Source organism: Streptomyces sp. NBC_01476, from assembly GCF_036227265.1.
In the GTDB taxonomy this organism is placed as follows: Bacteria; Actinomycetota; Actinomycetes; order Streptomycetales; family Streptomycetaceae; genus Actinacidiphila.
In genome coordinates this window covers 3806090-3832240 of sequence record NZ_CP109446.1, presented here as the reverse complement: position 1 = coordinate 3832240, position 26151 = coordinate 3806090, and the positions used below count along the sequence as shown (strand labels likewise).

The following is a 26151-nucleotide window of genomic DNA, read 5'->3' as shown; positions in this document are numbered from 1 at the left end:
CTCGGAGAATCGGTGGTGGACGCACGGAAGCTCTGTGGACCCTGAACGCGCTCCGCTAACGCCGGATGGCCCGGGCATGGCCCGCCCGGCAAGACGCTGTGGCGGGTGAGGGTCGAGGAACCGTCGTGACGGATGGGGGCGGGTGGTGATGGCGCGGGGCCGCGCGACGACCGCGGCACCGGGCCGGGCCGGCCGCCGGGGGACGGAAAAACGTCCAGGCCGGCCCCGTGCGGGGCCGGCCTGGACGTCGTGCTCAGGTCGTACTCAGATCATCGTCGGGCCGTACTCGGGCCCTGTTCGGCCTGTTCGGGCCGTACTCGGTTCTGTTCAGGCCCTGTTCAGGCCGTGCTCAGGCGAGGTCGAACCGGTCGAGGTTCATCACCTTGTTCCACGCCGCGACGAAGTCGGTCACGAACTTCGCCTTCGCGTCGTCGCTCGCGTACACCTCGGCGAGCGCGCGCAGTTCGGAGTTCGAGCCGAAGACGAGGTCGGCGCGGGTGCCGGTCCACTTGACCTCGCCGGTGACCGTGTCGCGGGCCTCGAAGGTGTTCGCGTCCTGCGACGTCGCCTTCCACGCCGTGCCCAGGTCGAGCAGGTTGACGAAGAAGTCGTTGGTCAGGGTCTCCGGGGCGGTGGTGAGGACGCCGAGCTTCGAGCCGTCGTAGTTGGCGCCCAGCACGCGCAGGCCGCCGACCAGGACCGTCAACTCCGGGGCGCTCAGCGTCAGCAGGTTCGCCCGGTCCAGCAGCAGGTACTCGGCCGGCAGCCGGTTGCCCTTGCCGAGGTAGTTGCGGAAACCGTCGGCGGCCGGCTCCAGCGCGGCGAATGACTCCGCGTCGGTGTGCTCGTCCGTCGCGTCGACACGGCCCGGGGTGAAGGGCACCTCGATGTCGTGACCGGCGTCCTTGGCGGCCTTCTCGACCGCCACGGTGCCGCCGAGCACGATCAGGTCGGCCAGCGACACCTTTGCCGCGCCCGGGCCGGAGTTGAACTCCTGCTGGATACCCTCCAGGGTGCGCAGCACCGCCGCCAGCTGATCCGGGTTGTTGACCTCCCAGCTGCTCTGCGGCGCCAGGCGGACGCGGGCACCGTTGGCGCCGCCGCGCTTGTCACTGCCGCGGAAGGTGGACGCCGACGCCCAGGCGGTGGAGACCAGTTGGGAGACCGACAGGCCCGACGCGAGGATCTTCGCCTTGAGCGCGGCGATGTCCGCGGCGCCGACGGTCTCGTACTCCGCCACCGGCAGCGGGTCCTGCCACAGCAGGGTCTCCGCGGGGACCTCGGGGCCGAGCAGCAGCGACTTCGGGCCCATGTCGCGGTGGGTCAGCTTGTACCAGGCGCGGGCGAAGGCGTCCGCGAACTGGTCGGGGTGCTCGTGGAAGCGGCGGGCGATCGGCTCGTAGACCGGGTCGAAGCGCAGCGCCAGGTCGGTGGTGAGCATCGACGGCGCGATCTTCTTCGAGGCGTCGTGGGCGTCCGGGACGGTACCGGCGCCGGCACCGTCCTTCGGCCGCCACTGGTTGGCGCCCGCGGGGCTCTTGAACAGCTCCCACTCGTAGCCGAAGAGGTTGTCGAAGAAGCCGTTGCTCCACTGGGTGGGCGTGCTGGTCCAGGTGACCTCCAGGCCGGAGGTGATCGCGTCCGCGCCCTTGCCGGTCCCGTAGGAGTTCTGCCAGCCGAGGCCCTGCGCCTCGATCGGGGCGGCCTCGGGGTCGGCGCCGACGTTCTCCGCCGGTCCCGCGCCGTGCGTCTTGCCGAAGGTGTGGCCGCCGGCGATGAGGGCGACCGTCTCCTCGTCGTTCATCGCCATCCGGCGGAACGTCTCGCGTATGTCGCGGGCCGCGGCGAGCGGGTCCGGATTGCCGTTCGGGCCCTCGGGGTTGACGTAGATGAGCCCCATCTGGACCGCGCCGAGCGGGCTTTCCAGCTCGCGGTCACCGGTGTAGCGCTCGTCGCCGAGCCAGGTGGTCTCGGGGCCCCAGTAGACGTCCTCCTCGGGCTCCCAGACGTCCGCGCGGCCGCCGGCGAAGCCGAAGGTCTCCAAGCCCATCGACTCCAGGGCCACATTGCCGGTGAGGATCATCAGGTCGGCCCACGACAGGCTCTGGCCGTACTTCTTCTTCACCGGCCACAGCAGCCGGCGGGCCTTGTCCAGGTTCCCGTTGTCCGGCCAGCTGTTGAGGGGGGCGAAGCGCTGCTGACCGGCCCCGGCGCCGCCGCGGCCGTCGCTGATGCGGTACGTGCCCGCGCTGTGCCACGCCATCCGGATCATGAACGGGCCGTAGTTGCCGAAGTCGGCCGGCCACCAGTCCTGGGAGGTGGTCAGGACCTCCGCGATGTCCCGCTTCACGGCCGCGAGGTCGAGCGAGCTGAACGCCTCGGCGTAGTCGAAGTCCTCACCGAGGGGGTTCGCCACGGCGGGGTTCTTGGCGAGGATCTTCAGGTTGAGCCGCTCCGGCCACCAGTCGCGGTTTCCGCCGCCCTTGGTCGGGTGCGGGGCGCGCGTGTGCGCGACCGGGCAGCCGCCCCCGTCCTCCGATTTCGCGTCTACGACGATTGCATCATGGTTCTCAGACATGGGAATCCTTCCGGACCAGGCGGGGCACGGTGCTCAGCAACTGCGGAGGTGGAGCGGGGTGAACGGGGGAACGGTCGGAGTCGTCGGGCGGGGGCCGGCCTGCGTCCTCGGAGCGGACCGGGCCGTACGGGCCGGCCGGGTGCGGTGTACGAGGTGCGCGGGTGCGGCGCCCCGGTACGGGGAGACCGGCCCGCTTGACCGCCCGCGTGCCGGCCCGGCACCGGGGTGGCAGGCGTCGCGGGGGATCCGGGCCGCTCCGGGCAGCGGACGCGGTCGGCCGTCACCCGCGGGCCGGCACCGCGCGGATTCTCGGCGGTGGTCGCGTCACGTCTCTGTCTCCTGCCGTGCTGGAGTCTTTCCGTCCCTTGGCTATTGCCGGAACCGATCCTACGATGGACGCAGTCCAAGTCAAGAAGAGCACCAAATGTATATCTCGTCGGAATTCGGGCGTCCGTGGGTGAACTTCCGGTAATCCACCAAACCCGTCGAACCCCTCGAACCCCTCGAACCCGTCGAACTCAGCGCACCGAACGCACCGAACGAACCCAACGAACCCCACGAGACCGAACAGGTGAACCGATATGAGTGACCTGCTGGAGCGACTGCGGGGCCGTGGCTGGCGGATGACCTCCCAGCGACGTGTCGTCGCGCAGGTCCTCGACGGCGGTCACGTCCATCTCACCGCCGACGAGGTGCACGCCCGGGCGGCACAGCACCTGCCCGAGATCTCCCGGGCCACCGTCTACAACACCCTGGGCGAACTCGTCTCCCTCGGCGAGGTCATAGAGGTCACCACCGACGGCCGCGCCAAGCGGTACGACCCCAACGCCCACCACCCGCACCAGCACTTGGTCTGCGCCGGCTGCGGCACCATCCGCGATGTCCACCCCACCGGCGACCCCCTGGCCGACCTCCCCGCCGACGAACGCTTCGGCTTCACCGTCTCCGAGGTCGAGGTCACCTACCGCGGCCTCTGCCCCTCCTGCGCGTAGCCGCCGCCCCGCGGCCCCCGAGCGGAAGCTGACCCGCCCAGGGGGCGCGCGGGCCTGCGCCGGGCCGGCTCTCCCTTCGCCCGCTGTTGCCGGATCGTGCGGGCCCGCACCGCGTTGGGCGGCGTACGGCCGCGAAGCGGAGGGAATCGCACCGACGTCCTAGGGGTGAACGTGGGCGGATTGCCACGTGCCCGGGGGCGGCCACGCGGCACGCTGCTGAGTGTGAAGCCGGGCGGCGCTCGTGGCGGGAGGCGTCCCCGGAACGTCCGTGACACGCACCCGCCCGCAGGCCGCGGGCAGGGCAGCCGCCCGCGGGTCGACGGTTCGGCGGTGGCCGCCGGGCGCCACGTAGGGCAGGCGGCGCCGGGCGCCAACGGACGCTGTGGGGCGGGACGTTGCAGGTGGTGGAGGCGGCAGTGCGACAGCCAGGGGGCACGTGTGACGGTTGACCGGGACAGCGGAATCCCCGCTCCACCGTCGGCCCCCGCCCCTCCGTACCGGCCCGCCGGTACGGACCGCCGCAGAAGCGTGCCGCGGCACGTCGCGTGCGTGATGGACGGGAACGGCCGGTGGGCACAGCAGCGTTCCTTACCGCGGACGTCGGGTCACCGGGCCGCCGAAACCACGGTGATCGACGTCATCGAGGCGGCCCGCACCGCTGGGGTGAAGTGGCTGAGCCTCTACGCCTTCTCCACCGAGAACTGGCAACGCCCCGGCGCCGAGGTCGACTTCCTCATGCGACTGGTCCGCCGCGTCGTACGCAAACACGCCCCGCTGCTGCACGCCCGCGGCATCCGCTGCCGTTTCCTCGGCGTGTCCGACCCGCGGATCCCCGCCCCGCTGGCCCGGGACTTCGCCGACCTCATGACGCTGACCGACGCCAACCGGGGCATGACGCTGACCGTGGCGTTCGACCACGGCGGACGCCAGGACATCGTCGAGGCCGCACGCTCCCTCATCCGCAGCGGGGTGCCGGCCGACGCCGTCGACGAGCGGCACTTCGCCGCCCACCTCCCCTTCCCCGACACACCCGATGTGGACCTCGTCATCCGGACCTCCGGCGAACAGCGCATCTCCAACTTCATGCTCTGGCAGGTGGCTTACGCCGAGTGGACCTTCCCACCGGTGCTCTGGCCCGACTTCCGCGCGCCGCACTTCCTGGAGTGCCTGCACACCTACCGGCAACGCGACCGCCGTTTCGGCGGCCTGACACCGTACGCGAACGGAGAACCTCACCCGTGACGGACCCCGGCAACAGCCGCGACAGGCACCCGCGTTCAGGCGCCACCGACCACCACGGCGACCCCGTACGGCCGGCCCACCAGGGACCGGCTGACTCCCTCTTCGGCCCCGACTCGCAGTTCTACCGGTTCTTCAACGACCCACGGTGGGCACTGGCCCTGGTCAGGGCAACGGTCCTTGAGGCCGCCCACCCGCAGGTCGGTGCGGCGCTGATCGACAACTCGACCTTCGTGGCGCATCCGTGGCGGCGGCTGCGCAACACCCTGGTGAGCCTGCAGCGGATGTTCGGCGAGGACGACTACACCCGGCAGCGGGAAGCCGCCCGGCTCAACCGCCTGCACGCGCGACTGAGCGGCACCGACACGCAGAACCGGCCGTACGACGCGATGGACCCCGAAGTCCGCGCCTGGGTGGTCGCCACCATCTTCGAGAGCTCCGTGACCATGTGCCGGCTGAGCGGACAGCCGCTCGACCAGGCCACCATGGAACGGCTCTACGCCGAATTCCAGGCGTTCCTCGCCGCCTTCGGCAGCGGCGCCGGCCAACTCCCCTCCACGCTGCCGAAGTTCTGGCAGTACTACGACCACATGGTCGAGGAGGAGCTGGAGAACACCGAGGCGCTGCGGATCATCCTCTACAAGCTCTTCGACCATCTCCCGGCGCCACCGCTGCTCGACGGCCTGCCCACCGTGTGGGCGGCGGGCCGCGCGCTCGCCGGGCCGGTCATCGGCACGATCACCGTGGCCTCTCTCCCCGAGCCCTTCCGCCGGCGGGCGGGACTGCCGGAAATCCCGGGCGCCCAGACGCTGATGCAGGGTGCCTACCTGACCGCCGGCCTCGCCCGCTTCCTGCCCGAGAACTGGATCAGGACCGAGAGTCTCACCAACCTGCTCTACCTCTCCCCGGACCGCGACGACCCCCAGGCCGCCACCCTCGCCGCGCTGCACGGCCGGATGAAGCGGGCCGGTGCCTTCCTCCGGCTGGTCACGCCCTTCCCCACGCAGCGCGGCCCCGCCGGAGGAGCCGCGCCGCAGCGCAGCGCCGGCGAATTCTTCACCGCGGTGCTGGACCAGACCGGGGACGGCTATCTGGACTGGCCCGATCTCGCCGCCATGGCAAGGGAGTTGTCCTCCCGCCTCGATCTGGACGAACCCGAGGAGACCCGGCTCTACAAGGCGTACGCCGAGTGGTGGCGGGAACTTCAGGAGGCCCTCGACGCCGACGGCGACGGCCGCATCAGCAAGGAGGAGTACGCCGCCGCCGTCCCCTCCCTCGCCGGTCCGGCCCTGATCCGGGTCGCCGAGGTGCTCTTCGACGCGACCGACGCGGACGGCAACGAGTTCATCGACGCGGACGAGTACCGGGCCCTCTTCCGCACCGGCTTCGGCCGCACCGTCCCCGGCACCGATGCCCGCTACTCCCGGGGCGCCTTCATCAAGGACTTCCTCTCCTTCATGTCCGGCCGCCACCCCTCCACCCCCTTCGACCCCCTCCTCACCGACGCCTGACCCCTCCGGGGCCCGGCGCACACGGACCGCGGTCGGGGCCCGCCCGCCCACCTGACCGTGAGCCGTGGGGTGGCCGGGCTCGCCAACCGAACTCCGCGGAGCCCCTCGGTCACGGGATGACGGGGCCGACGCCCTGCGTACTCCGCCAAGGTGCGAGGACGAGCGCCGCCGTGTGCCACCGTTACCGGCCGGCTTCGGACGGCTCCGCTCGCGGGCCGAGCAGGCCGGCCAGGAGTTGGAGCCGTTCGGCGTCGGGGCCGCCCTCCTCGGCGGTGCAGACGATCAGCATCGGGCCGGGAGCACCCGGCATCGGGTACGCGTCCCAGTCCAGATTGAGCTCTCCGACCAGCGGGTGGTTGACGCGCATCCGGCCGCGGGTCGTCTCCTCCACGTCGTGGCGGGCCCAGAGCGCCGCGAACTCGTCGCTGCGAACGGCGAGTTCGCCGACCAGTTCGGTGGCGCGCGGATGCCCCGGGTCCGCGGCGACCTGCGCCCGCAGCATCGCGGTCAGTTCGGCGACCGTGGCCGCGCGCTCCGGGCACGTCTGGTCGGCTTCCGGGTGCAGCAGCAGCGACAACAGGTTCCGGTCCTCCTGCCGTTGCTGGGTGAAGTCGCCCAGCAGGACCCCGGCGAGCGGACTCCAGGCCAGGACGTCCAGGAAACGGCCGACGACCAACGCGGGTCCCGGCATGGTGCGCAGCAGCCGCAGCGTGGTGGGCGGGACCTCCTCCGGCTCGTACCGTCGCGGGCGGCGCGCGGGAGTGCGTGCCGCCGCGGCGAGGCTGTGCAGGTGCCGGTGCTCCTCCGCGGTGAAGTTGAGGGCACGGGCGAGGGCGTCCAGGACCTGCTCGGAGGGACGTACGTCGCGCCCTTGCTCCATGCGCTGGTAGTAGTCAGAACTCACCCCCGCCAGCAGGGCAAGTTCCTCACGCCGCAGCCCGGCGACGCGCCGCCGCGGGCCGGGCTCCAGACCGACGTCCTGCGGGCGCAGCCGGGTTCGGCGGGTCCGCAGGAACTCGGCGAGTTCGCGTCGGGGATCGTCGGTCACGTCGAGCGGGGCGTCGGTCACGGCGCCAGTATGCCGCCGGCGGCCCCGCTGAGGGTGGGTCTGCTTGTCCCAGGAAAAGCCGGCCGACGGTGGGGGCGCGAGCGGGGGCCAGTATCGGTTCCACCACCGCTCCCCACGGAAGGACAGCGACATGAAGGCCGCCCAGATCACGAGTTACGGTGCCGCGGATGTGCTGCGGGTCAACGACGTCGACCGTCCCGCCCCCGCCGCGGGCGACGTGCTGGTGGCGGTCGAGGCGTCCAGCGTGAACGGACACGATGTCGTCGTCCGCTCGGGGGAGTTGAAGATCGTGTCGGGGCGCCGCTTCCCGATCGGCGCGGGGCTGGACTTCGCCGGCACCGTCGTCGAGACCGGCGCCGGCGTCGAGGGCTACCAGACGGGCGACCGGGTGTGGGGCATGGTGCACCCCCGCCGACGGCATGTCACCGCCGCGGCGGCGGAGTTCGTCGTGGTCACCCCGGACCGCATAGCCCTTGCCCCGGCGGACATCCCGCCCGCCGACGCGGCCTCCCTGGTCGTCGCGGGCGCTACGGCGCTGATCGCGGTGCGGGACACCGTGCACGCCGCGGCCGGCGAGCGGGTCCTGGTCCGGGGCGCGGCGGGCGGAGTGGGCACCGCTGCCGTGCAGTTGGCGCACGCGGCGGGCTGCCACGTGACCGCACTGGCCCGCGACCGCCACGCCGAACAGCTCACCGGCCTCGGCGCCGACGAGGTACTCGACTACGGCACCACCACCTCGGACCGGATCGGACCGTTCGACGTCATCGTGGACACCGTCGGCACCGAACTCAACTGCTACCGGGGCCGTTTGGCCAAGGGCGGCCGCATGGTCACCGTCGGCCTGTCGGCCGGCGCCCTCGCCGCGATCGCCGCCTCCAGCGTCCACGGCCCCCGCCGCATCCGCACCTTCAGCGCCAACCCCGACACCGCCCTCCTCCGCGACCTCACCGACCACGTCATCTCCGGCGCCCTGCGCCCGGTGGTCCACACCGTCCACCCCCTCGCCGACATCACCGCGGCCCACCAGGCCTTCGAACGCGGCGGCGTCCTCGGCAAACACGTGATCGCGATCTCCGCGTAACCCGTACCGCCCGCGGGTGAGCGGTCCGGGGGTGGGAACCAGGCAACGCTCCCGGCACGCCGAATCCCCGGCTCCTCGAACACCTGACCAGCGTTCTCCCGACCACAGGCAGGACATGGCGACCACGACCGGAGACGCCGGGGCAAAAGTCATGCGTGACGACCAGCTGTTCTAAAGTTCTCAGGTCAGTAACCCGTCACCTGGTGACCTGAGAAGGACCAACGGATAATGCCGACCGAGACGTTCGAGTTTCAGGTGGAAGCGCGCCAGCTTCTGCAGATGATGATCCACTCGATCTACTCCAACAAGGACGTGTTCCTGCGGGAACTCGTCTCCAACGCCTCCGACGCACTCGACAAGCTGCGACTCGAAGCCCTCCGTGACGACTCACTGGGCGCGGACGTGTCCGATCTCCACATCGCCATCGAGGCCGACCAGCAGGCTCGTACCCTGACCGTGCGGGACAACGGCATCGGCATGTCGCGCGACGAGGTGGTCCAGCTCATCGGGACGATCGCGAACTCGGGCACGGCGAAGTTCCTGCGGGAGCTCAAGGAGTCCGAGGGCGCGACCGCGGGGAGCGACGGGCTGATCGGCCAGTTCGGCGTCGGGTTCTACTCCAGTTTCATGGTGGCCGACGAAGTGACGCTGCTGACCCGGCGTGCGGGTGAGAGCCAGGGCACCCGCTGGACATCGAGCGGTGAGGGCACGTACACGATCGACACCGTCGACAACGCGCCGCAGGGCACCGCGATCACGCTGCGGCTCAAGCCGGAGGACGCCGAGGACCGGCTCTACGACTACACCTCTCCCTGGAAGATCCGCGAGATCGTCAAGCGCTATTCGGACTTCATCACGTGGCCCATCAGGATGGTCGTGCCGCCGGAGGCCCAGGCCGCCTCCGACGCCCAGGGCGACGCCGGGGCCTATGACGCCGCGGACGAGCCCGAGACGCTCAACTCGATGAAGGCGCTGTGGGCACGCCCGCGCGACGAGGTCACCGACGACGAGTACCACGAGCTGTACAAGCACATCAGCCATGACTGGAGCGACCCCCTGGAGACGATCCGTCTGCAGGCGGAGGGCACTTTCGAGTACCAGGCGCTGCTGTTCATCCCGGCGCACGCCCCGCAGGACCTGTTCACGCAGGGCTACAAGCGCGGTGTCCAGCTCTATGTGAAGCGCGTCTTCATCATGGACGACTGCGAGGAGCTGATGCCGCCGTACCTGCGCTTCGTCAAGGGCGTCGTCGACGCGCAGGACCTGTCGCTCAACGTGTCACGCGAGATCGTTCAGCAGGACCGCCAGATCCAGCTGATGCACCGCCGCCTGGCCAAGAAGGTGCTGTCGACGGTCAAGGACATGATGTCCGCCCACCCCGACCGCTACGCCACGTTCTGGCGGGAGTTCGGCCGTGTCCTGAAGGAAGGACTGCTGGGCGATGCCGACAACCGTGACGTGATCCTCGGCGTGTCCTCGTTCGCCACGACCCACGACAAGGACAGCCCGACGACGCTGGCGCAGTACGTGGAGCGGATGAAAGACGGTCAGGAGCACATCTTCTACCTCACCGGCGAGTCCCGGCAGGCCATCGAGAACTCCCCGCACATGGAGGCGTTCCAGGCCAAGGGCATCGAGGTGCTGCTGCTGACCGACCCCGTGGACGAGGTGTGGGTCGACCTGGTTCCCGCATTCGAGGGCAAGCAGTTCCGTTCCGTCGCGAAGGGGGAGGTCGATCTCGGGACCGCGGAGGAGAAGGAGAAGGCGGGGACCGAGCGTGAGAAGCAGCAGCAGGAGTACGCGGGTCTGCTCACGTGGATGACCGACCGGCTGAGCGGGAGTGTCAAGGAGGTACGGCTTTCCTCACGCCTCACCGTCTCGCCGGCCTGCATCGTGTCGGACGCGCATGACGTGACACCGGCGCTGGAGAACATCTACCGCGCCATGGGCCAGGAGATTCCCCACGTCAAGCGCATCCTCGAACTCAACCCGAACCACCCGCTGATCGCCGGCCTCAACCGGACCCACGCAGAACGCCAGGACGATCCGGCCCTCGAAGAGACCGCAGAACTGATCCACGCCATGGCGTTGTTGGCGGAGGGCGGCGAACTCAGTGACCCCTCGCGCTTCGTCAAACTGATGGCGGACCGGCTCGAACGGACTTTGTAGACCGGCCAGTTCGTCGCCTCCGGCGGGCGGGTGAGTGGGTGAGCGGGAGCCTCTTGACCGGATTCCCCGCCCCGCCCCGCCACGCCGCCTTGCCTTGCCTTGTCGACCGCCCCCACGGTCGCCGCGCCCTCGCCGTATCCGATCGCGGCGTAGGCGCGGGCGTGCCACGGGCACGTCCGCCACGACCGCCTGGGCGCGCTCGGCACCGATGAATCCGCTCCCCAGCAACTCCCGCACCCGCGCCAAGGCTTGCCGATCGGCTCCGGACGGGGACGGTTCTCCCGTGGACGTCATCTTCCGGGGTCCCTCGGAGCCGGGTGTGAGTTGTGCCCACGGTACGAGAGTCCGAACACGTCGCGGGACGCGGGCCGGATGCCGAAGTTCATCCCCCCCCGCAAGCCTGAACGCGCATCGCTGACACGACGAAGCCCCGCGGCGACCGTGTCCGGCTGGTGTCCGACTTGCCGCCTTACTCCGAGCGTTCGGGCGAGATGCCGAGCGCGTGCAGCCACTTGTCGAGGGCGTTGAAGTCCTCGTCGGTCAGCCCCACCCGGGGGTCGACCCGGTGGAGAAGGGCAGGGCCGGCGTGGTGGGCGGCCACCCACGTGCGGTCCGTGTCGGTGATCTCGTCGTCCGCCCAGGCGAACGGGCGCCCCCCGGACCAGTCCACCAGCGTGCGGGTTTTCCAGTGGGGGCCACCCCACTCGGGTTCGTCGGCCGGCATCGGCCAGGTGATGAAGGGCAGTTGTGGCAGGCCCAGGAGCGGCGCGAGGTACTCGTTGGCGTCGGACTCCCAGGTGGTGGCCCACACCAGGTCGCACGGCAGCGCCATGAGCCGAGGCCCGAGCGCGGGATTGACCCTGGCCAGCAGCGGGTTCCCGCCGGTTTCGGGCGTCGTGTACGTCGGGTAGCCGTCCGGCCGCTGTTCCCGCGTCGCCCCGAAGGGGATGAGCGGTCCGTCGACGTCGAGGAAGAGAAGGGGTCTCGGCGGGGAACTGATCACAGCGGCACCGTAACGCCCTCCACCCCAAGACCGAACCGGACCGGCTACCGGCGCTCACTCCGGCGAGCCCCCCGCCGCAAGCCGTACCTGCGACGGCGACCGGCCGCAGCGTCGCCGAACACCGATCATGACGAGCGGCTTGGCGTGCGCGCCCCCGCAGTTGGGCGCCGGCTCAGCGGCGAAAACCCGGTGGCCCGCCGCGCCACCGGGCGCCAGCATGTATCCGTGCCTGCTGCGCCGCGCGAGATACGCGCCCTCTACTCCGCCGAGACGATCACGGTCTACCAGGCGTACTCCCCGCAGGTCGCCGACCCGGCAGCGGCCCGAGGGCGCTTTCCCGACGGATACGACCGCGGCCGGATGACATGGATCAAGCCCTCGTTCCTGTGGATGATGTACCGCAGTTCCTGGGCCTCCGCCGTAGGACAGGAACGGGTGCTGGCCATCCGGATCCGCCGCGACGGGTTCGCGTGGGCGCTCGCCCACAGCGCGTTGTCCAGCTACGACGGCCGGGTGCACACCTCGCGCGACCAGTGGAAACGCGAGATGCGCCGCAGCCCCGTACGTATCCAGTGGGACCCCGAGAGGGACCTCAACCTCCAGCCGCTGCAAGGGCGTTCGCTCCAGATCGGCCTGAGCGGCGAGGCGGTCCACCGTTACGTCGACGAGTGGGTGGTGGGGATCGACGACGTCACCGAACTCGCCCGGACCATCAACGAATTGGCCCGCGAGGGGCTGAGGGAACAGGCGTCCCGGCTATTGCCGGCAGAACGCCCCTACCCGCTGCCCGGACCACTCGCCTCACGCATCGGTGCGTCGCGCGCCCAACCGCACCCGGGCGATGAGCGGACGACACCTCGGACCAACACGTGAAGGAAGGGTGCCGCGGGTGAGCGATCTGTCACGTACCTTCGGCACGCAGCGCGGCCTGCAACTCCGCCGTCAACTCGCCGTCGAGCCGGGCTGCGGCACCCGCCGCGGTGAACGCGAACCCCGCTGACCGGAGCCCGGCAGCCGTATCGCCTCAGACCATCCGGGGCGACGCATCCGCCGATGGACGTCGGAAGGCGCAACTGCGAGCAGCGGCTCCTCCGTACGTCGTCCGGGCGGGTTTGTCGACGCCGTGACTTGCCGCTGAGCGCTTCCCCTTCACCTGTGCGGAGCCGAACGTAGCTCGGACCGCAACCCTTCGTCACCGACCCTGCCCCGTAGCGGCGCCGCCAGGGCACCCCCGCGGGGCACCGGCCCGGTCAGCTGTCGGCGTCCGCGCCCGTGCCCGCCGCGAAGTCCGCGCCGTCCGGAGCCGTGTCCCCCGTACGCCCCGCCGCGGTCGGCTCGGGTTCGCCCGACCGCAAGGTGAGCACCGTGATCTCGCTCGGCGCGAAGACCCGGAAGGGCGGACCCCAGAAGCCGGTGCCGCGGCTGGTATAGAGCTGGGTCCGCTCGCCGTGCCGGCTCAGGCCGTGCACCACCGGCTGGTCGATCCGGACGAGGAAGTTGAACGGCCAGATCTGTCCGCCGTGGGTGTGCCCGGAGACCTGCAGGTCGATGCCGGCGGCAGCGGCCTGCCGGACGTACTTGGGCTGGTGGGCGACGAGCAGGACCGGCCGGTCCGGGTCGGCCCCGGCCAGCGCGCCGAGCAGGTTCGCCCGGTGCCCGGCCAGGCCGGAGGACTCCGCGGTCACGTCGTCCACACCCGCGAGGACGAGGGAGTCGCCGCCGCGTTCCACCACGACATGGCGGTTGTGGAGCGGTTCCCAGCCCAGTTCCGCCATACGGTCCAGCCAGCCCTGTGCCTCCCCGAAGTACTCGTGGTTGCCCGTGACGTAGACCTTCGCCAGCCGTGACCGGATCGTCCCGAGCGGCGCGGACTGCTCCCGGCGCTGGACCGGGGTGCCGTCGGCGATGTCGCCGGCGTGGACCACGACGTCCGCGTCGAGCGCGTTGACGGCCTCGGCGACCCGCCTCGACCAGTCGGCCCGGTCGATCGGGCCGAAATGGGTGTCGGCCAGTACGACGACCTGCGTCCCGTCCAGACCGGCGCCGAGCCGCGGGACATGGACGTCCAGCCGCTTCACCCGGGGTACGCGCATGGCCTCGTGGTGTCCCCAGGCCAGCAGTCCGGCGGAGACCACGGCGACCGCGACCGCGATGACCCTGGCCCGGTCGGGCCCGCCGGCACCGAGCCCGATGAGTACGAGGTGCACCAGGCCGCCCAGCGCCGACCAGGTGAACAGCACCCAGACCATCCCGAGGGTGCTGTCCGCGGCGCGAGCCGCCCGGTCGGCCCGCCGCTGCCCGTGGCCCGCGGCCATGAGGAAGGGGAAGGCGACCAGCCAGCCCGCGAAGACGACCGTGCCGGCCAGGAAGACCGGGAACGGCCAGTCGACGCCGGAGGCGAACAGCGTCCACCAGGGCAGGAAGAACAGCAGCGCGAGGACGAGGAGGACCACGGTCACGCCCAGGCGCCGGCGCAGGGACCGCCGGGGATGCGGGGTCCCGCCGTCGTTGCCGGTTGCCGTTACGGCCTCCGTTACGGCAGCCGGTTCGGCGCCCGTGCCGGCGTCGGTCCCGGCAACCGGTTCCGCCACCGGTTCCGCCTCGGCACGGGCGACGGCCACGACCGTCTCCGGCCCCTCGCCGGCTCCCGGCCCCCCACCTTCCCCCCGAAGCTCCGCCTCCGACCGGATGGATCCGCTGTCCGTCACCGCGCCGCCCCTCACATCCGCCGTCCCACCGTCAGCCCCCATCATCCGGCACCCGGCGCCCGGTCGGAGTCGCCCGGCCCCCGTAGCCCCGCCATGTGGCCGGACCGCACAGTGCCCCCGCCGCTCCCACGCGCCGCCGTAGCCGCGTCCCCCGCCGTGACCGCGTCGCCGCCCGGGACCGACCGCGCTCCCGGAGGGCAAACCCGCCATCCGTCTTGTCGAACCCCCGAGCGATCGACAAGCTGTGTACATGACACCCACAAGGCGTCTGTCCACCGCGGCAGGCTGACGGAACGTCGGCTCGACGCGCCCTGTGGTGTCCCGCCAGAGGCGGCCTGGCGAACCCGCGAAATCATGCCTTTTCCCCGGAGGTCAGACATATGCGCGTGAGTTTTGCAAGGCCGCGGCGCGGCGGGTGGAAGAGAGCGCTCGTCCTCGTACCCGTCGTCGTGGTCACCATGGCGGCCACCGTCGTCGTATCGCTGAACGCCGAAGCGGCGGTGCCCCCCACGCCGCCGGGCTTCTCGCTCACCTGGAGCGACGACTTCAACGGTGCGTCCGGCACCGGCATCGACCAGAGCCTGTGGAAGTACGACACCGGGCCGGGCAGCAACTTCGGCACCGGCGAGATCGAGACCATGACGAACAGCACGTCGAACGTCTACTACGACGGCCAGGGCCACCTCGTACTCCAGGCCCAGCACTCCGGTTCCGATCCGCGGGGCGGATGGACATCCGGGCGCGTGGAGACCCAGGCGGCGACCTTCGGCGCCCCGGCGGGCGGAGTCGTACGCATCGAGTCCGTCCTCCAGCAGCCCAACGTCACCACCGCCAACGGCGCCGGCTACTGGCCGGCGTTCTGGATGCTCGGCGCACCCCTGCGTGACGGTGTGACCTGGCCGAAGTCCGGCGAGATCGACATCATGGAGGACATCAACGGCCGCAGCTCCGACTTCAGCACCATCCACTGCGGCGTGAGCCCGGGTGGGCCGTGCAACGAGTCGACGGGCATCGGCTCGGGTGAGCGCGCCTGTTCGGGCTGCCAGACCGGTTTCCACGACTACGCGGCGGAGATCGACCGCTCGGTGTCCCCGGAGCAGATCCGGTTCTACCTCGACGGGAACAACTTCTTCACGGTCAGCGCCAACCAGGTGGACGCGACAACCTGGTCCGACGCGATCGACCACCCGTTCTTCATCATCTACGACCTGGCGATCGGCGGCGGTTTCCCGGACGCCTTCGGCGGTGGGCCGAACGCGGCCACGGTCTCCGGCGGCAAGCTGGTCATCGACTCGGTGGCCGTGTACAACAAGGCGCCCGGCTCCGGGGGCGGCGGCGGAGGCGGCGGCGGTACGGTGAGCGGCCAGACGATCACCGGCCCGGGTGGCAAGTGCGTGGACGTGGCGGGCGACGACACCGGCGGTGACGGCACCGCGGTCCAGTTGTGGGACTGCCAGTCGGCGGCCAAGGACCAGCACTGGACCTGGAGCGGCCAGACCCTGCAGACCCTCGGCAAGTGCCTTGACATCGCGGGCGGCAGCAGCGCGGCGGGTACGCAACTGCAGCTCGCCACGTGCAACAGCGGCGGCTACCAGGCATGGGTACGGCAGACCGACGGCTCACTGCGGAACCCGACCAGCGGCCGGTGCATCGACTCGCCCTCGGGCGCCACGGCGAACGGTACGCGGCTGCAGATCTGGGACTGCAACGGTTCCGGGGCGCAGAAGTTCACCATCGGGACCCCGATCTACGGTCCTGGCGGCAAGTGCGTCGACGTGGCGGGCGACGACACCGGCGGTGACGGCACCGCGGTCCAGCTGTGGGACTGCCAGCAGGCGACCTCGCTCGACCAGAAGTGGACCTGGAGCGGCCAGACCCTGCGCACGCTGGGCAAGTGCCTGGACATCGCGGGCGGCAACAGCGCGGCGGGTACGCAGCTGCAGTTGGCCACGTGCAACGGCGGCGGTTACCAGAACTGGGTTGCCAACGCCGACGGTTCGCTGTCCAACCCGACGAGCGGCCGGTGCATCGACTCGCCGTCGGGCGCCACGGCGAACGGTACGCGGCTGCAGATCTGGGACTGCAACGGCTCCGGGGCCCAGAAGTTCGCCCTGGCATAAGAGCGAGGAGAACCAGCCCCGCCCGACCCGCAGCGAGCCCACCGGCCGGCGACCGTAGCCGTTGACCGCTTTCCGACCCGCCCGGCGCGGTCTCCGCGTACTCCAGGCCGGCTCCTCAAGGCCACCCGTACGGCCGTGGGAGCAACCTCCTTGCTCCCACGGCCGGTACGGTGTCATTTCTCTTGGTTCTGGGGGACGTTCACCTGGAGACCGACGCAATGACGTCGTCGAACGCCATTGCCAGGTCCACCAGGAGCCCCGTCTCCTCCCAGGACTCCTCTCGGCCGGCCGCCGATCCTGTGGCGAAGCAGTCGCGGCTCGCGGTGAGTTCGGTCAGGCGCGCACCGGCCCGGACGACCGTCTTGCCGTTCTCCTCCTGCACGGTGAACTGCCGTACGAGGCGTATGCGACGCACCGTGCCCGTCACCGGCGCCCTCGGCTCGCCGACTTGGGTTGCGTGCCACGTCGCGGCGAGCACCCCGCGAAGTCCTTCAACACCCTCGGGTCCAGCGCCGCCCGCCGACGCCGCAGCGGTCACCCACCGCGGCCGCGTCCTGGCCGCCGGCCGTCACTCCGGTTCGAGCGTCCACGCTTGCGCGTCCCGGGACGGGGCGGGCCGGATCGGCCACCGGGTACGGTCCACGTCCGGTTCCCCGTAGGCCACGTCGCCCTCGTCGTAGAGGCAGTAGGCCCAGTGCTCCGGCTCCTCGCGGCCCAGGAGGTCGGAACCGTCAGCCAAGTCCTCATCACCCCAGGCCACGTTGACGCGGGCGACCGCCTCGGCACGGCTCTGCCCGAACAGGCTGACCAGTTCTCCGACGATGCCCCGCAGACTTTCCAGTGCTTCGTCGGACGCGAGCATGAGGAACTCGGACATGTGGGCCTGCCCGCCCATGACCTCCTCCGCCTCCTCCACGAACCCAACTCATCCAGTCCCGGCCATCGTCGCAGAGCACATCCGACACGTGAAGAATCACCCGGCCCCTGCCTCGTCGGACCGTGGCGGGCCCGTCACGCAGGGCCTGAGACGGCGGTTTCCTCGCGGTCAGTGCAGCCGCTGCCACGCTCAGGGGAGGGGCTCACCCGGGCCCGCGTGCGCCGCAGGATCACGTAGAGCCCAACCGCTCAGCGGGAACAAGACCAGAACCGAGACCGGAGGACCGAGCGCCTCCGCTGCGAGCAGCGGGGACCATCGACGTCGTGCCCGGTGAGGCGCTGACGGAGGTTACGAGATGCGAACTCGTGAGGGGGTGCGCCCAACACGGCTTTCCAACGGGTCACGGCATGCTCCGCGGGCGGATGTAGGTGTCCTGACCAGCGGTGGACGGTTTGGCCGGAGGAGTGGTGGACGGGACCAGACGGAGGTGAATGAGACAGGAGCTGAGTCCGGTTCGGCCGTGCCACCTCGCGCCAGGCGGTGTGGAGCTCAGCGGCGCGTGGAGAAAGTGACGATGGGGCCGTCCTCTGTGGTCAGGATATCGACGTCGAAGCGGCGGTCCGGGTAGCAGTCGGCCAGGGCGGCCCGCCAGGTGCGGGCGATGACCTCGGCCACGTCCTTCAGGGCCGCGTCGTCGGAGGGCGTCTCGCCCGACTCGATGACCTGCCAGAGTTTGAGCTGGTTGAGGGTGCGTTCGATGTCGGCGGGTCGGTCGGGCAGCCGGTCCTGCCAGGACCGGAAGTTGTCAGGATCGTGGACGCGCGACCACAGCACGCAGCCGTCCGCCTCGACGAAGCGAGGCCACATGACGTGGCCGATGGCCAGCCAGTGGGACAGCGGCGTGTGGTGGGCCAGGAAGTCGACCGAGTCCACGTCCTCGCCCAACTCCCGAGCCCAGGCCGCGATTTCCGGGTAGTCCATGGGGTCCACGCGTCGCACTCCTCATTCATGGCGTAGGTGCCGGCACACTCCGGCCGACGGGACAGCCGGCAGCAGGTCAGGTCAGGTCAGGTCAGGTCAGGGAAGTTCGTCGGGCCGGGCCGGCCGGGGCATCTTCTCCCAGTTGTAGAAGACCTGGCCGGTCTTCGGATTGACATGCTTGCGCATTTCGAGAACATGGGGCGCCGGCACCCCGCCGTGGGGCGCCGAATCGGGATCGACATCCACCCGGCGCGCGATCACACCGTCCTCGTCGTACACGGCGTAAGCCGTCACGCTGCCGTCCTCCTTGGCACGGTAGAGCACCTCGCCGGGGTTCGCGTTCTTCGGGAACCGGCCGCTGACCTGTGTGGCACCCGAGAGGTCGAACTTCTTCGGATAGGGACTCAGCCCGAGCGGGTCGGAGGCAACGTGCGGGTTGGGAACGTACGCCTCGGGGTTGGGCGCCGGTGAGAGCCCGAGCGGATCCGGACTGGTGTAACGGGCGGTGGCCGGGTCGTAGTAGCGGTTGACGTTGTAGTGGAGTCCCGTCTCCCGGTCAAAGTACTGGCCGGGGAAGCGCAGCGGGGTGTAGGCAGCACTGTCCGCCGCCCAGGAGGTGTCGCCCCACAGGCTCGAACGGCCCTGCCAGGCCAGGGTGCCGTCTTCGCCTACGAGCTCGCGTGGGCAACCTGTCAGGTCGGTGATGATGGCGAAGAACCGGCTGTCGACCTCGTGCTGGGACATGTCGTCGGCGAGGATGCGCTCAGCCTGGGAGACCGGCTCGAACCCCTTGTACTCCCAGGTCAGTACGATCGACCGGGACGACGCCGGGTCCATGGCGCGCTCCTCGACGAGCAGGGAACCGTCCCACGCGAACGTGGATTCCGCCAGAACCGTTCCGTCGTCGCCGACGAGTCTCTTGGCCATACGGCGACCGAGCGGGTCGTACGCGTAGCGGTAGCGACGTCCGTCCGGCGTGGTCACCTGCGTGAGTCGGTCCTCGGCGTCCCAGGTGTAGTGCCACACCGCAGGCTTACGCGAGAGTCGCACCTGGCGGCGCATGACGACCCTGCCCTGGCGATCGTAGGCGTAGTGGACAGCCCCGGCCCGCTGGAGCCGGGACCCGGTGTACTCGCGTGAGCCTCCCGAGACGTCCGTTCCGCTGCCCGACGTCGGCCAGTGGGCTTCCGTAAGGTTGCCGGTGTTGTCATACGCGTACCGCTCGCTCCAGTTCCGAGCGTCGACGGACAGGACACGTCCTGCCGCGTCCAGCGTGAAGGTGCGCGCGCCGTGGAGGTGGTCGTCCGTGCCGGTCGGGTGGCCGTCGGCGCGGTAGACGTAGGCACGGCGTTGCAGGAGGTGCCGACCGCTCGCAGGCGCGGAGGCTGTTCCCGGGACGGCGTTCGGGTGGGAGGCGACCATCACCGTCTGTCCGATCAACCGGTTGACGGTGTCCCAGGTTTGCTCCAGCGCCGTGGCCCCGGCATGCCGGACGGTTTCGCGTCCGGCCTCGTCGTACCCGAAGGCCATGCTGCGGCCAGCGGATTCCACGGCGATGCGGCGTCCCACAGGGTCGTAGCGGTAAGAACTGCCCACTCCCGAAGGAGTCCTGCGCGCGGTGATCCGCCCGGCGAGGTCGTACGTGCGAGTGAGCCGGCGGCCGTTGCAGATGTCGGCGACAACCCTGCCGAGCCCGTCCCGTTCCAGCACGAGCTCCGCGTCGGGGTTCTCGGCCCGCAGGAGCCGGCCGGCGCCGTCGCGCACGAAGGATGTCGTGACACCGGCGGAGGTGCGGGTGGTGAGATGTCCCGCAGCGTTGTAGGCGAACCGGACGGACTGCCCCTCCCCGTTGGCGCGTTGTACCAGTTGTCCGGCCACATCGTAGGTGTAGGCGACGGTCCGGCTCGCGAAGTCGGTCTCCCTGACCAGGCGTCCCCCCTCGTCGTAGTCGTAGGTCCACCGTCGGCCGCTGGGATCGGTCACCGCGACCGGCCGCAGTTCGGTGTCGTAGTCGAACACGTGCTTCGTACCGTCGGGGTTGGTGCGGGACGCGGTCAGTTCGAAGTGCGTTGCGGTGTACCGGGTCGTCTGCCCGGTGGGATCCACGTATCCGAGCAGGCTTCCCTCGGCGTCCCAGTCCCACGACTCGATGCTGCCGTCCGCTGCCTCACGCCGTTGAGGCAGACCCTCGGTCGTCCACGTCGTCCGGGTCGCGTTGCCCAGCTGGTCGACGAGCATGGTCACCCTGCCGAAGGCGTCGTGGCCGACGCGTACGACGTTGCCGAGGGGGTCAGTGACGGCGGTCACCAGTCCCGCTGGACTCGTCTCCACATGGCGGGTGTGCCCCAGGGCATCCGTGGCGGCCCGTAGCCGTCCCTGGGCATCGTAGGCGTAGGACGTGACGGCGCCTTCGGCGTCGGTGATGGCGAGGAGGTTACCGCGCTCGTCGAACGTCTGACGCACGACTGAGCCGTCGAACTCCCGTACGCACACTGGCATGCCGCGGCCGTCGTACTCGGCGGTGGCGGAGAGGCCGTCCTGACGAGATATCCAGGTGACCCGACCGGCATCGTTGTACGCGAATCGCGTCGTACGGCCCAGCGGGTCGGTACGCGACAGCAGACGGTTGTGCTCGTCCCAGGTGCTGCGCACGGTGTTGCCGAGTGGATCGGTCACCGCGACGCACTGGAGGAGGGAGTTGAAGTGGTGGGACGTCACGTGGCCAAGGGAGTCGGTGAAGGTGGTGACCCGCGACTCGGTGTCGAAGCGCAGGGCGCAGTCCAGGAAACCGTCGGGACCGGTCCCGCGAACACAGCGGTCGGCGTCGTCGTACGCGAAGCAGTACGAGTCACCGTTGCGATCCGTCCACCGGACGACGCGGTGCCGGTCGTCGTAGTCCAAAACCAGGGGAATTCCCGACGAGTTGACGATCTCCGATAGGTTCCCGTGGTCGTCGTAGCGGTAGCCCGCGACGAGGGTGTAGCCCTCATTGCCGTCGGTGGGGGCCTGGCCGTCTGCGGGAGGGTGCAGCAACCGGACGGCCGTCACGCGGTCACCGGCAGTGTCGAAGGCAAGCCGGTACCCGCCGGAGTGCACCAGACGCGATGGCCGCCCCTCCTCGTCGTACTCGAGCGTGATGCGGTGGCCGTTGCGATCCGAGATGGCGGTGAGAGGCAGCACTGTGATGCCGTTCCCGGGCGCGACCGGGGTGAAATGCCGGACGTGACCGGTGATCGGATCGGTGATACGGACCTCACCGTCCGGGCCGGGGTCGCGCTCTAGGGGCCATCGCGGCCCGTGTTCCGGCAGGACCGTGGCCTCTCCCGGTTGCGGGTAGACGAGCAGCATGCCGTCGGCTGCCGCGAAAACGAGCCCCTCGTCATCCGCTTCGACCCTCTCGTCGAGAGTCGACGCCCAGGAGAGTCCGAACCGGCGCCCGTAGCGGTACGTGGACAGGTGCGTCCGTTGCAGTACGACCGGCAGCAGACCCGGCAACTCGAGGTCTGTCTCCTGCATCAGCATCTCGCCGGTGACCAGATCGATCGGGTCGCCGCCCTTGAGCCGGCCAACGAAATCCTTGCCCTTCTCGACGGCGTTGCGCCCGCCGCTGCGAAGACCCTCGCCTAGGTCTTTCACCAGGCTGCCGCTCTTGCGGACGGAGGTGGCGATACGCTCCAGCGCCTCGCCGGACTTGAGGAGGGCGGGGAGTTCGCGGGCCATCTTCAGCACGCCGCCGGCGGTGGTCAGGCCCTTGAACATCGGGATGCAGTCCAGCGCGGCGAAGGCGACGTCCCAGAGGCTTGCTTTGCCTTGGAGGTATTTGCTGACGGTGTCGGCGAGGACGATGACCGCTGCCGCCAGCACCAGCCACGCCAGCGGGCCGCCGATGATCAGGACCACGATGCCGAGGACCGCGACAATCACCTTGCAGGCAGCGACGATGTCGTCCCAGTGACCGGCGACGAAATCGACGGCCTTCTCCCACCAGTGCTTGTTCCTGATCCCGGCGTCGGAAGCTTCGTGCAGGGCATGCTGCGCGGCATCCGCGGCCCGGTCCCGGACACCGGCAGCCTGCGCGGCCAGCTCCTTCGCCGCGTCCAGGCGGGTCTGCGCGTCGTGGACAGCGGCGGAGGCGGTGGAGTGGGCGTTGCTCGCGGCGGTGGCGTTGCGGGCGGCGTCGCGGACGTCCTGCTCCGAGGGCGGCGGGACGCCGGGCTTGGGGTCCTGCTGGTATTCCTTGGACTTGACCTGCGCCCGCTTGACCCATGCGTCGGCGCTGGTCAGTTGTCCCTTCGCGGCATCCAAGTCCGCACGAGCCTGCCGCCCTTGCGACAGAGCGCGGTCGGCGTCGGCCTGCGCTGTCTCCAACTGCGGCCAGTAGCCGTCGAGGGCTCCCGAGGCCAGCCGGTAGGAGCGCTCCAGCTTGTCCAACTCGCCGGGCAAGTCGCCGAATTGGCGGCGGTATTCGTCGCCGGACAGGCCCGCCCATTCCTGGATGACGGTGTCGCCGTTGAGCCCGCGCACCGACCGCAGGGCGGAGGCCACGCCGTCCGCGAACGCTCCGAGCTTGCGGGCGAGTTCTTTGACCTCGTACGGATCGCCCGGGACCGGATCACGGTCCAAGTCCAGTATGTGCCAGTCCATCGGCCTGCTCATGACCGCCGCCTCCCCCGATTCGGCCCTACTGGTCGTGCCGCCCATCCTGGCAGAGCCGCTCCGCCCCTGAAAGGCCGCGCTGCTGCATCTCCCGCACGGCCCGGACCTTGCGTCGCCCAGAGGTTCGTCAGCGTCATGAAGTGCGAAACATCGCCACGACACAGCTCTTCCTCGATCCCGACCTCAGCCACCGACCGCAATGGCGAACCGGTCGCCGTCGCGGGCGGCTTCACCGCGGCCGGCACCCTGGATGATCAATTCAGGGGATGCCTGCGGAGGGTGTGGGGTGGGTGGCGGCCGAAGCCACCGCGAGACGGTCGGGCGGCGGGCTGCCGGCCCCGGTTGTCGAGGTGGCGGCGGGTGGTCAGGCGTCAGGGTCGACTTCGGGGTGCGTGAACCGCACGGGCTTGCCCAGCGACCGGGCGTAGGCGATTTCGGCTCGGGTGCTGTCTCCGATGTAGTCGCCGACCACGAGCACCTCATCAGCGAGCCGGATCTTCGCCCGGTGCAGATCGTCGAGTCGAACCTTCAGCTCCTCGGCCTCGACAGGATCGGACCAGAGTTCGTGCGGCGACTTCATGTCACAGCCCGGTTTGACGACGATCTTCCCGGCTTTGGTCTCCCGCAGATCGGCCTCGTTCATCTCGGTCATGAAGCGGGTGGAGCCGCAGATCACGACGATACGCGGGAGGCTCAACAGCTTCTTCGCGTCGGCGAGCTTCGCCTCGGGGGTGAGCGGTTGCGGGTATGACACGGGTTCCTCCTGGTGGTGTCGCCCGCGCCCGCGCCTCCATCGCAACCGCTCGCGCCGGTGGCGAGTACGAGCGGCGGTCAGCGCCGACCGGTCGCCCGTCGAGAAGCCTCAGCCGCTTCCGTCTCGCGGGCAAGTCGTTCGACCGCTCCCATGTGCTTGTCCTTCATGCGCTGCTCCGCGTCCGGGTGGCGGTCCATCCACCAGGAATGGGCCGTCGCCGCGGCCGTCAATGCGAGCATCACGGCCCCAGCCAGCAACGAGGCGGTCCAGCTGTGGCGCCCGGCGAACCGCCATATCAGCAGCAGCGAGACGTCAATCCCGAGGCCTCGGGCGGCTATACGGACGGTACGCGGTGAGAATCGTCTGCCGGACATGACCGGCAACCTATCCGAAGGACCGGATGCCTTCCCAGCATGGGTAGTTGCCGCCTGCCGCGGGCGACCGCTCAAGTCGTGGAGGACGTCGTACGCGGCCCCTCTCGGGACAGCCGCCCTCTCGCCGAATGCGCCGAAGGCGACCGTGTTGCTGGTGCTGGGCGGGAAGCGGCTGGCCGGCCCCGAGCGGCGCTATGAGGCCGGTCCGGGCGTTCGAGTGGGTCCCGGACCGGCCTCGTAGCGGCGTCGCAGAAGGCTATCAGCGGTTCGGCGATGCGGTGGGTCAGGGTCATGTGACTTTGAGTGACGAATTTTGCATGGCCTGATGCATCCAAATTTGGTACGTTCGGAACTGGGACTACCAATAATGGAACTTATTGGAGGCATCGTGGACGCGTTCATCGGACGGGCACGGGAGATCGCGGCCCTGGACCGCATGGTGCGGCGGATGCGGGAAGGGGGGCCGGGCGGGCGGCCGGGGAAGGCAGTACTGATTCGGGGACGGCGCAGGGTGGGGAAGTCTCGGCTGGTCGAGGAGTTCATTGACCGGGCCGGACTGCCGAGTGTCTTCTTCACCGCTTCGGCGCAGTCCACTGCCGAAGCGGACCTGCGCTTGTTCATGGAGGCGGTCACGGCTTCGGACGTACCAGAGGCGCAGATGCTGGACGGGCAGGTGCCGCAGAACTGGGCGGCGGCCTTTCGGCTGCTGGTGTCCGTACTGCCCGAGGACCGTGCGAGCGTGGTTGTCCTCGATGAGATGCCCTATCTGATCAAGAACGACCCTGGTTTCGAGGGCACCCTTCAGGCGGTCTTCGACCGGGAGCTGTCGCGTAAGCCCGTCCTGCTGCTGTGCGTCGGCTCGGACCTGGCCATGATGGAGCGGCTGAACGCCTACGACCGGCCGTTTCACCAGCGGGGTACGGAGATGGTGGTGCCGCCTCTCACCCCCGCCGACGTGGCGAAGGTGCTGGCCCTTGAGCCCGCCGAGGCTTTCGACGCGTATCTGGTCTCCGGTGGGCTTCCCCTGGTACTGGAGGAATGGCCGCGGGGGACCGGGGCCCTCGACTATCTCGCCGAGGTGGTCGAAGATCCCACCTCTGCTGCGATCGTCAGTGCCGAGCGCTCCCTGGCCGCCGAGTTCCCCGCCGACGCCCAGGCCCGACTGGTGCTCGGCGCGATCGGGGCGGGCGAGCGGACCCACACCCTGATCGGCCGGGCGGCGGGCGGGCTGCCCGCCACCTCGCTCAACCGGTCACTCCAGCTGCTCGCCGCGAAGCGGGTGGTGGAGGTGGCGGTGCCGCTGTCCACCCGTCCTTCCAAGGAGACCCGCTACTACGTCGCGGATCCTCATCTGCGGTTCTGGCTCGCCTTCCTGGGCCCGTACCTGCCGGAGATCGAGCGTGGCCGCGGTGATCTGACGCTGGCCCGTATCCGGCGTTCATGGACCTCATGGCGGGGGCGGGCCGTTGAGCCCGTCATCAGGGACGCCCTGTTCCGGATGCGGGAGGGCGGGCTGCCCGACGACACGGGGGCGGTCGGCGGGTATTGGACGCGTACGAACGATCCGGAGATTGACATCGTGGGTGCGGACCGCGGACCCGTCGCCAAGAGGATCACCGCGGTCGGCTCGGTCAAGTGGCTGGAGAACCGCCCCTTCGACTCCCACGACCTGACGCGGTTGATCGTCCACCGGTCACAGCTGCCGGGCGCCGACGAGTCCACGCCGTTGGTCGCGGTGACCCGAAGCGGCAGTACCGTGGCCGGCATCCGGACGATCGGGCCCGAGGAGCTCATCAGCGCATGGGAGTGACACGGCCCGTACGGTCTGTCTCGATGGAGTGTTCTTCGTGATCCGCTTCCGGTGACCGGGGTTCAAGGAGACCGTCGTGGACCGCGGGAAGCAGGTGGGCATCGACGTCGAAGTCGTCGAGCGCGCAACCCGGCCGAGACGGGGTTCGTGCCCCAGCACGCTCGGTCGCGCCGATGAGCGGACACGTCTGCCGGCCCGCCGAGGAAACCCGTTGCGAATGACCCGCACC

17 protein-coding genes are annotated in these 26151 nt (G+C 70.1%); 8 read left to right on the top strand and 9 right to left on the bottom strand.

The window, feature by feature from the left end; genetic code table 11:
- Nucleotides 1–349: 349 nt before the first annotated feature.
- A complete protein-coding gene (gene katG, locus OG552_RS16675; protein WP_329133690.1) occupies nucleotides 350–2578 on the bottom strand; it encodes a catalase/peroxidase HPI in 2229 nt (742 codons plus the stop codon).
- A 581-nt stretch (nucleotides 2579–3159) separates the two neighbouring features.
- Here katG and OG552_RS16670 point away from each other — a divergent pair.
- From OG552_RS16670 to OG552_RS16660, 3 genes are all read left to right on the top strand, one after another.
- Nucleotides 3160–3570 (top strand): Fur family transcriptional regulator, encoded by a 411-nt coding sequence (locus tag OG552_RS16670; protein WP_329133688.1) that lies wholly within the window; start codon nucleotides 3160–3162, stop codon nucleotides 3568–3570.
- A 462-nt stretch (nucleotides 3571–4032) separates the two neighbouring features.
- Nucleotides 4033–4812 carry a polyprenyl diphosphate synthase gene (gene uppS / locus OG552_RS16665; protein WP_443071168.1) on the top strand — a complete coding sequence of 260 codons (780 nt, stop codon included), beginning with the start codon at nucleotides 4033–4035 and terminating at the stop codon, nucleotides 4810–4812.
- The gene (locus OG552_RS16660; protein WP_329133684.1) at nucleotides 4809–6320 is read left to right on the top strand and encodes an oxygenase MpaB family protein; all 1512 of its coding nucleotides are present in this window, start codon (nucleotides 4809–4811) and stop codon (nucleotides 6318–6320) included. The genes uppS and OG552_RS16660 overlap by 4 nt, the downstream gene beginning before the upstream one ends.
- Before the next feature lie 181 nt (nucleotides 6321–6501).
- Here the strand turns inward: OG552_RS16660 and OG552_RS16655 are convergent, their stop codons facing one another.
- Nucleotides 6502–7389 carry a helix-turn-helix transcriptional regulator gene (locus tag OG552_RS16655; protein ID WP_329133682.1) on the bottom strand — a complete coding sequence of 296 codons (888 nt, stop codon included), beginning with the start codon at nucleotides 7387–7389 and terminating at the stop codon, nucleotides 6502–6504.
- Between the two features lie 130 nt (nucleotides 7390–7519).
- Here OG552_RS16655 and OG552_RS16650 point away from each other — a divergent pair, with 130 nt between their 5' ends.
- Together OG552_RS16650 and htpG are read left to right on the top strand one after the other, a co-directional pair.
- A complete protein-coding gene (locus tag OG552_RS16650) occupies nucleotides 7520–8470 on the top strand; it encodes an NADP-dependent oxidoreductase (protein WP_329133680.1) in 951 nt (316 codons plus the stop codon).
- Nucleotides 8471–8698: 228 nt separating this feature from the next.
- Nucleotides 8699–10639: a molecular chaperone HtpG gene (gene htpG, locus OG552_RS16645; RefSeq protein ID WP_329133678.1), complete on the top strand. Its 1941-nt coding sequence runs from the start codon at nucleotides 8699–8701 to the stop codon at nucleotides 10637–10639.
- Between the two features lie 469 nt (nucleotides 10640–11108).
- Here htpG and OG552_RS16640 read toward each other — a convergent pair whose 3' ends face one another.
- Nucleotides 11109–11642: an HAD domain-containing protein gene (locus OG552_RS16640; RefSeq protein WP_329133676.1), complete on the bottom strand. Its 534-nt coding sequence runs from the start codon at nucleotides 11640–11642 to the stop codon at nucleotides 11109–11111.
- A 225-nt stretch (nucleotides 11643–11867) separates the two neighbouring features.
- Here OG552_RS16640 and OG552_RS16635 point away from each other — a divergent pair, with 225 nt between their 5' ends.
- A complete protein-coding gene (locus OG552_RS16635; protein WP_329133674.1) occupies nucleotides 11868–12515 on the top strand; it encodes a DUF4291 domain-containing protein in 648 nt (215 codons plus the stop codon).
- A 377-nt stretch (nucleotides 12516–12892) separates the two neighbouring features.
- Here the strand turns inward: OG552_RS16635 and OG552_RS16630 are convergent, their stop codons facing one another.
- Nucleotides 12893–14119 carry a metallophosphoesterase gene (locus OG552_RS16630; RefSeq protein WP_329140871.1) on the bottom strand — a complete coding sequence of 409 codons (1227 nt, stop codon included), beginning with the start codon at nucleotides 14117–14119 and terminating at the stop codon, nucleotides 12893–12895.
- Between the two features lie 617 nt (nucleotides 14120–14736).
- Between OG552_RS16630 and OG552_RS16625 the strand changes: the two genes are divergently transcribed.
- Nucleotides 14737–16470: a ricin-type beta-trefoil lectin domain protein gene (locus OG552_RS16625; RefSeq protein ID WP_443070944.1), complete on the top strand. Its 1734-nt coding sequence runs from the start codon at nucleotides 14737–14739 to the stop codon at nucleotides 16468–16470.
- Between the two features lie 199 nt (nucleotides 16471–16669).
- Here the strand turns inward: OG552_RS16625 and OG552_RS16620 are convergent, their stop codons facing one another.
- The 5 genes from OG552_RS16620 to OG552_RS16600 all read right to left on the bottom strand — a co-directional run bounded on the left by OG552_RS16620 (nucleotide 16670) and on the right by OG552_RS16600 (nucleotide 23738).
- Nucleotides 16670–16885: a hypothetical protein gene (locus OG552_RS16620; RefSeq protein ID WP_329133670.1), complete on the bottom strand. Its 216-nt coding sequence runs from the start codon at nucleotides 16883–16885 to the stop codon at nucleotides 16670–16672.
- 153 nt (nucleotides 16886–17038) lie between these two features.
- A complete protein-coding gene (locus OG552_RS16615) occupies nucleotides 17039–17386 on the bottom strand; it encodes a hypothetical protein (RefSeq protein ID WP_329133668.1) in 348 nt (115 codons plus the stop codon).
- A 510-nt stretch (nucleotides 17387–17896) separates the two neighbouring features.
- On the bottom strand, nucleotides 17897–18337 hold the full coding sequence (locus OG552_RS16610) for a hypothetical protein (RefSeq protein WP_329133667.1): 441 nt from the start codon (nucleotides 18335–18337) through the stop codon (nucleotides 17897–17899).
- 87 nt (nucleotides 18338–18424) lie between these two features.
- Entirely contained in the window at nucleotides 18425–22984 is a 4560-nt protein-coding gene (locus tag OG552_RS16605) for a DUF6531 domain-containing protein (protein WP_329133666.1), read from the bottom strand.
- Between the two features lie 364 nt (nucleotides 22985–23348).
- Nucleotides 23349–23738 carry a hypothetical protein gene (locus OG552_RS16600; protein ID WP_329133663.1) on the bottom strand — a complete coding sequence of 130 codons (390 nt, stop codon included), beginning with the start codon at nucleotides 23736–23738 and terminating at the stop codon, nucleotides 23349–23351.
- Between the two features lie 762 nt (nucleotides 23739–24500).
- On the opposite strand from OG552_RS16600, the gene OG552_RS16595 reads away from it, so the two are divergent.
- Nucleotides 24501–25922 carry an ATP-binding protein gene (locus OG552_RS16595; RefSeq protein ID WP_329140869.1) on the top strand — a complete coding sequence of 474 codons (1422 nt, stop codon included), beginning with the start codon at nucleotides 24501–24503 and terminating at the stop codon, nucleotides 25920–25922.
- The last annotated feature ends 229 nt before the right edge of the window (nucleotides 25923–26151 follow it).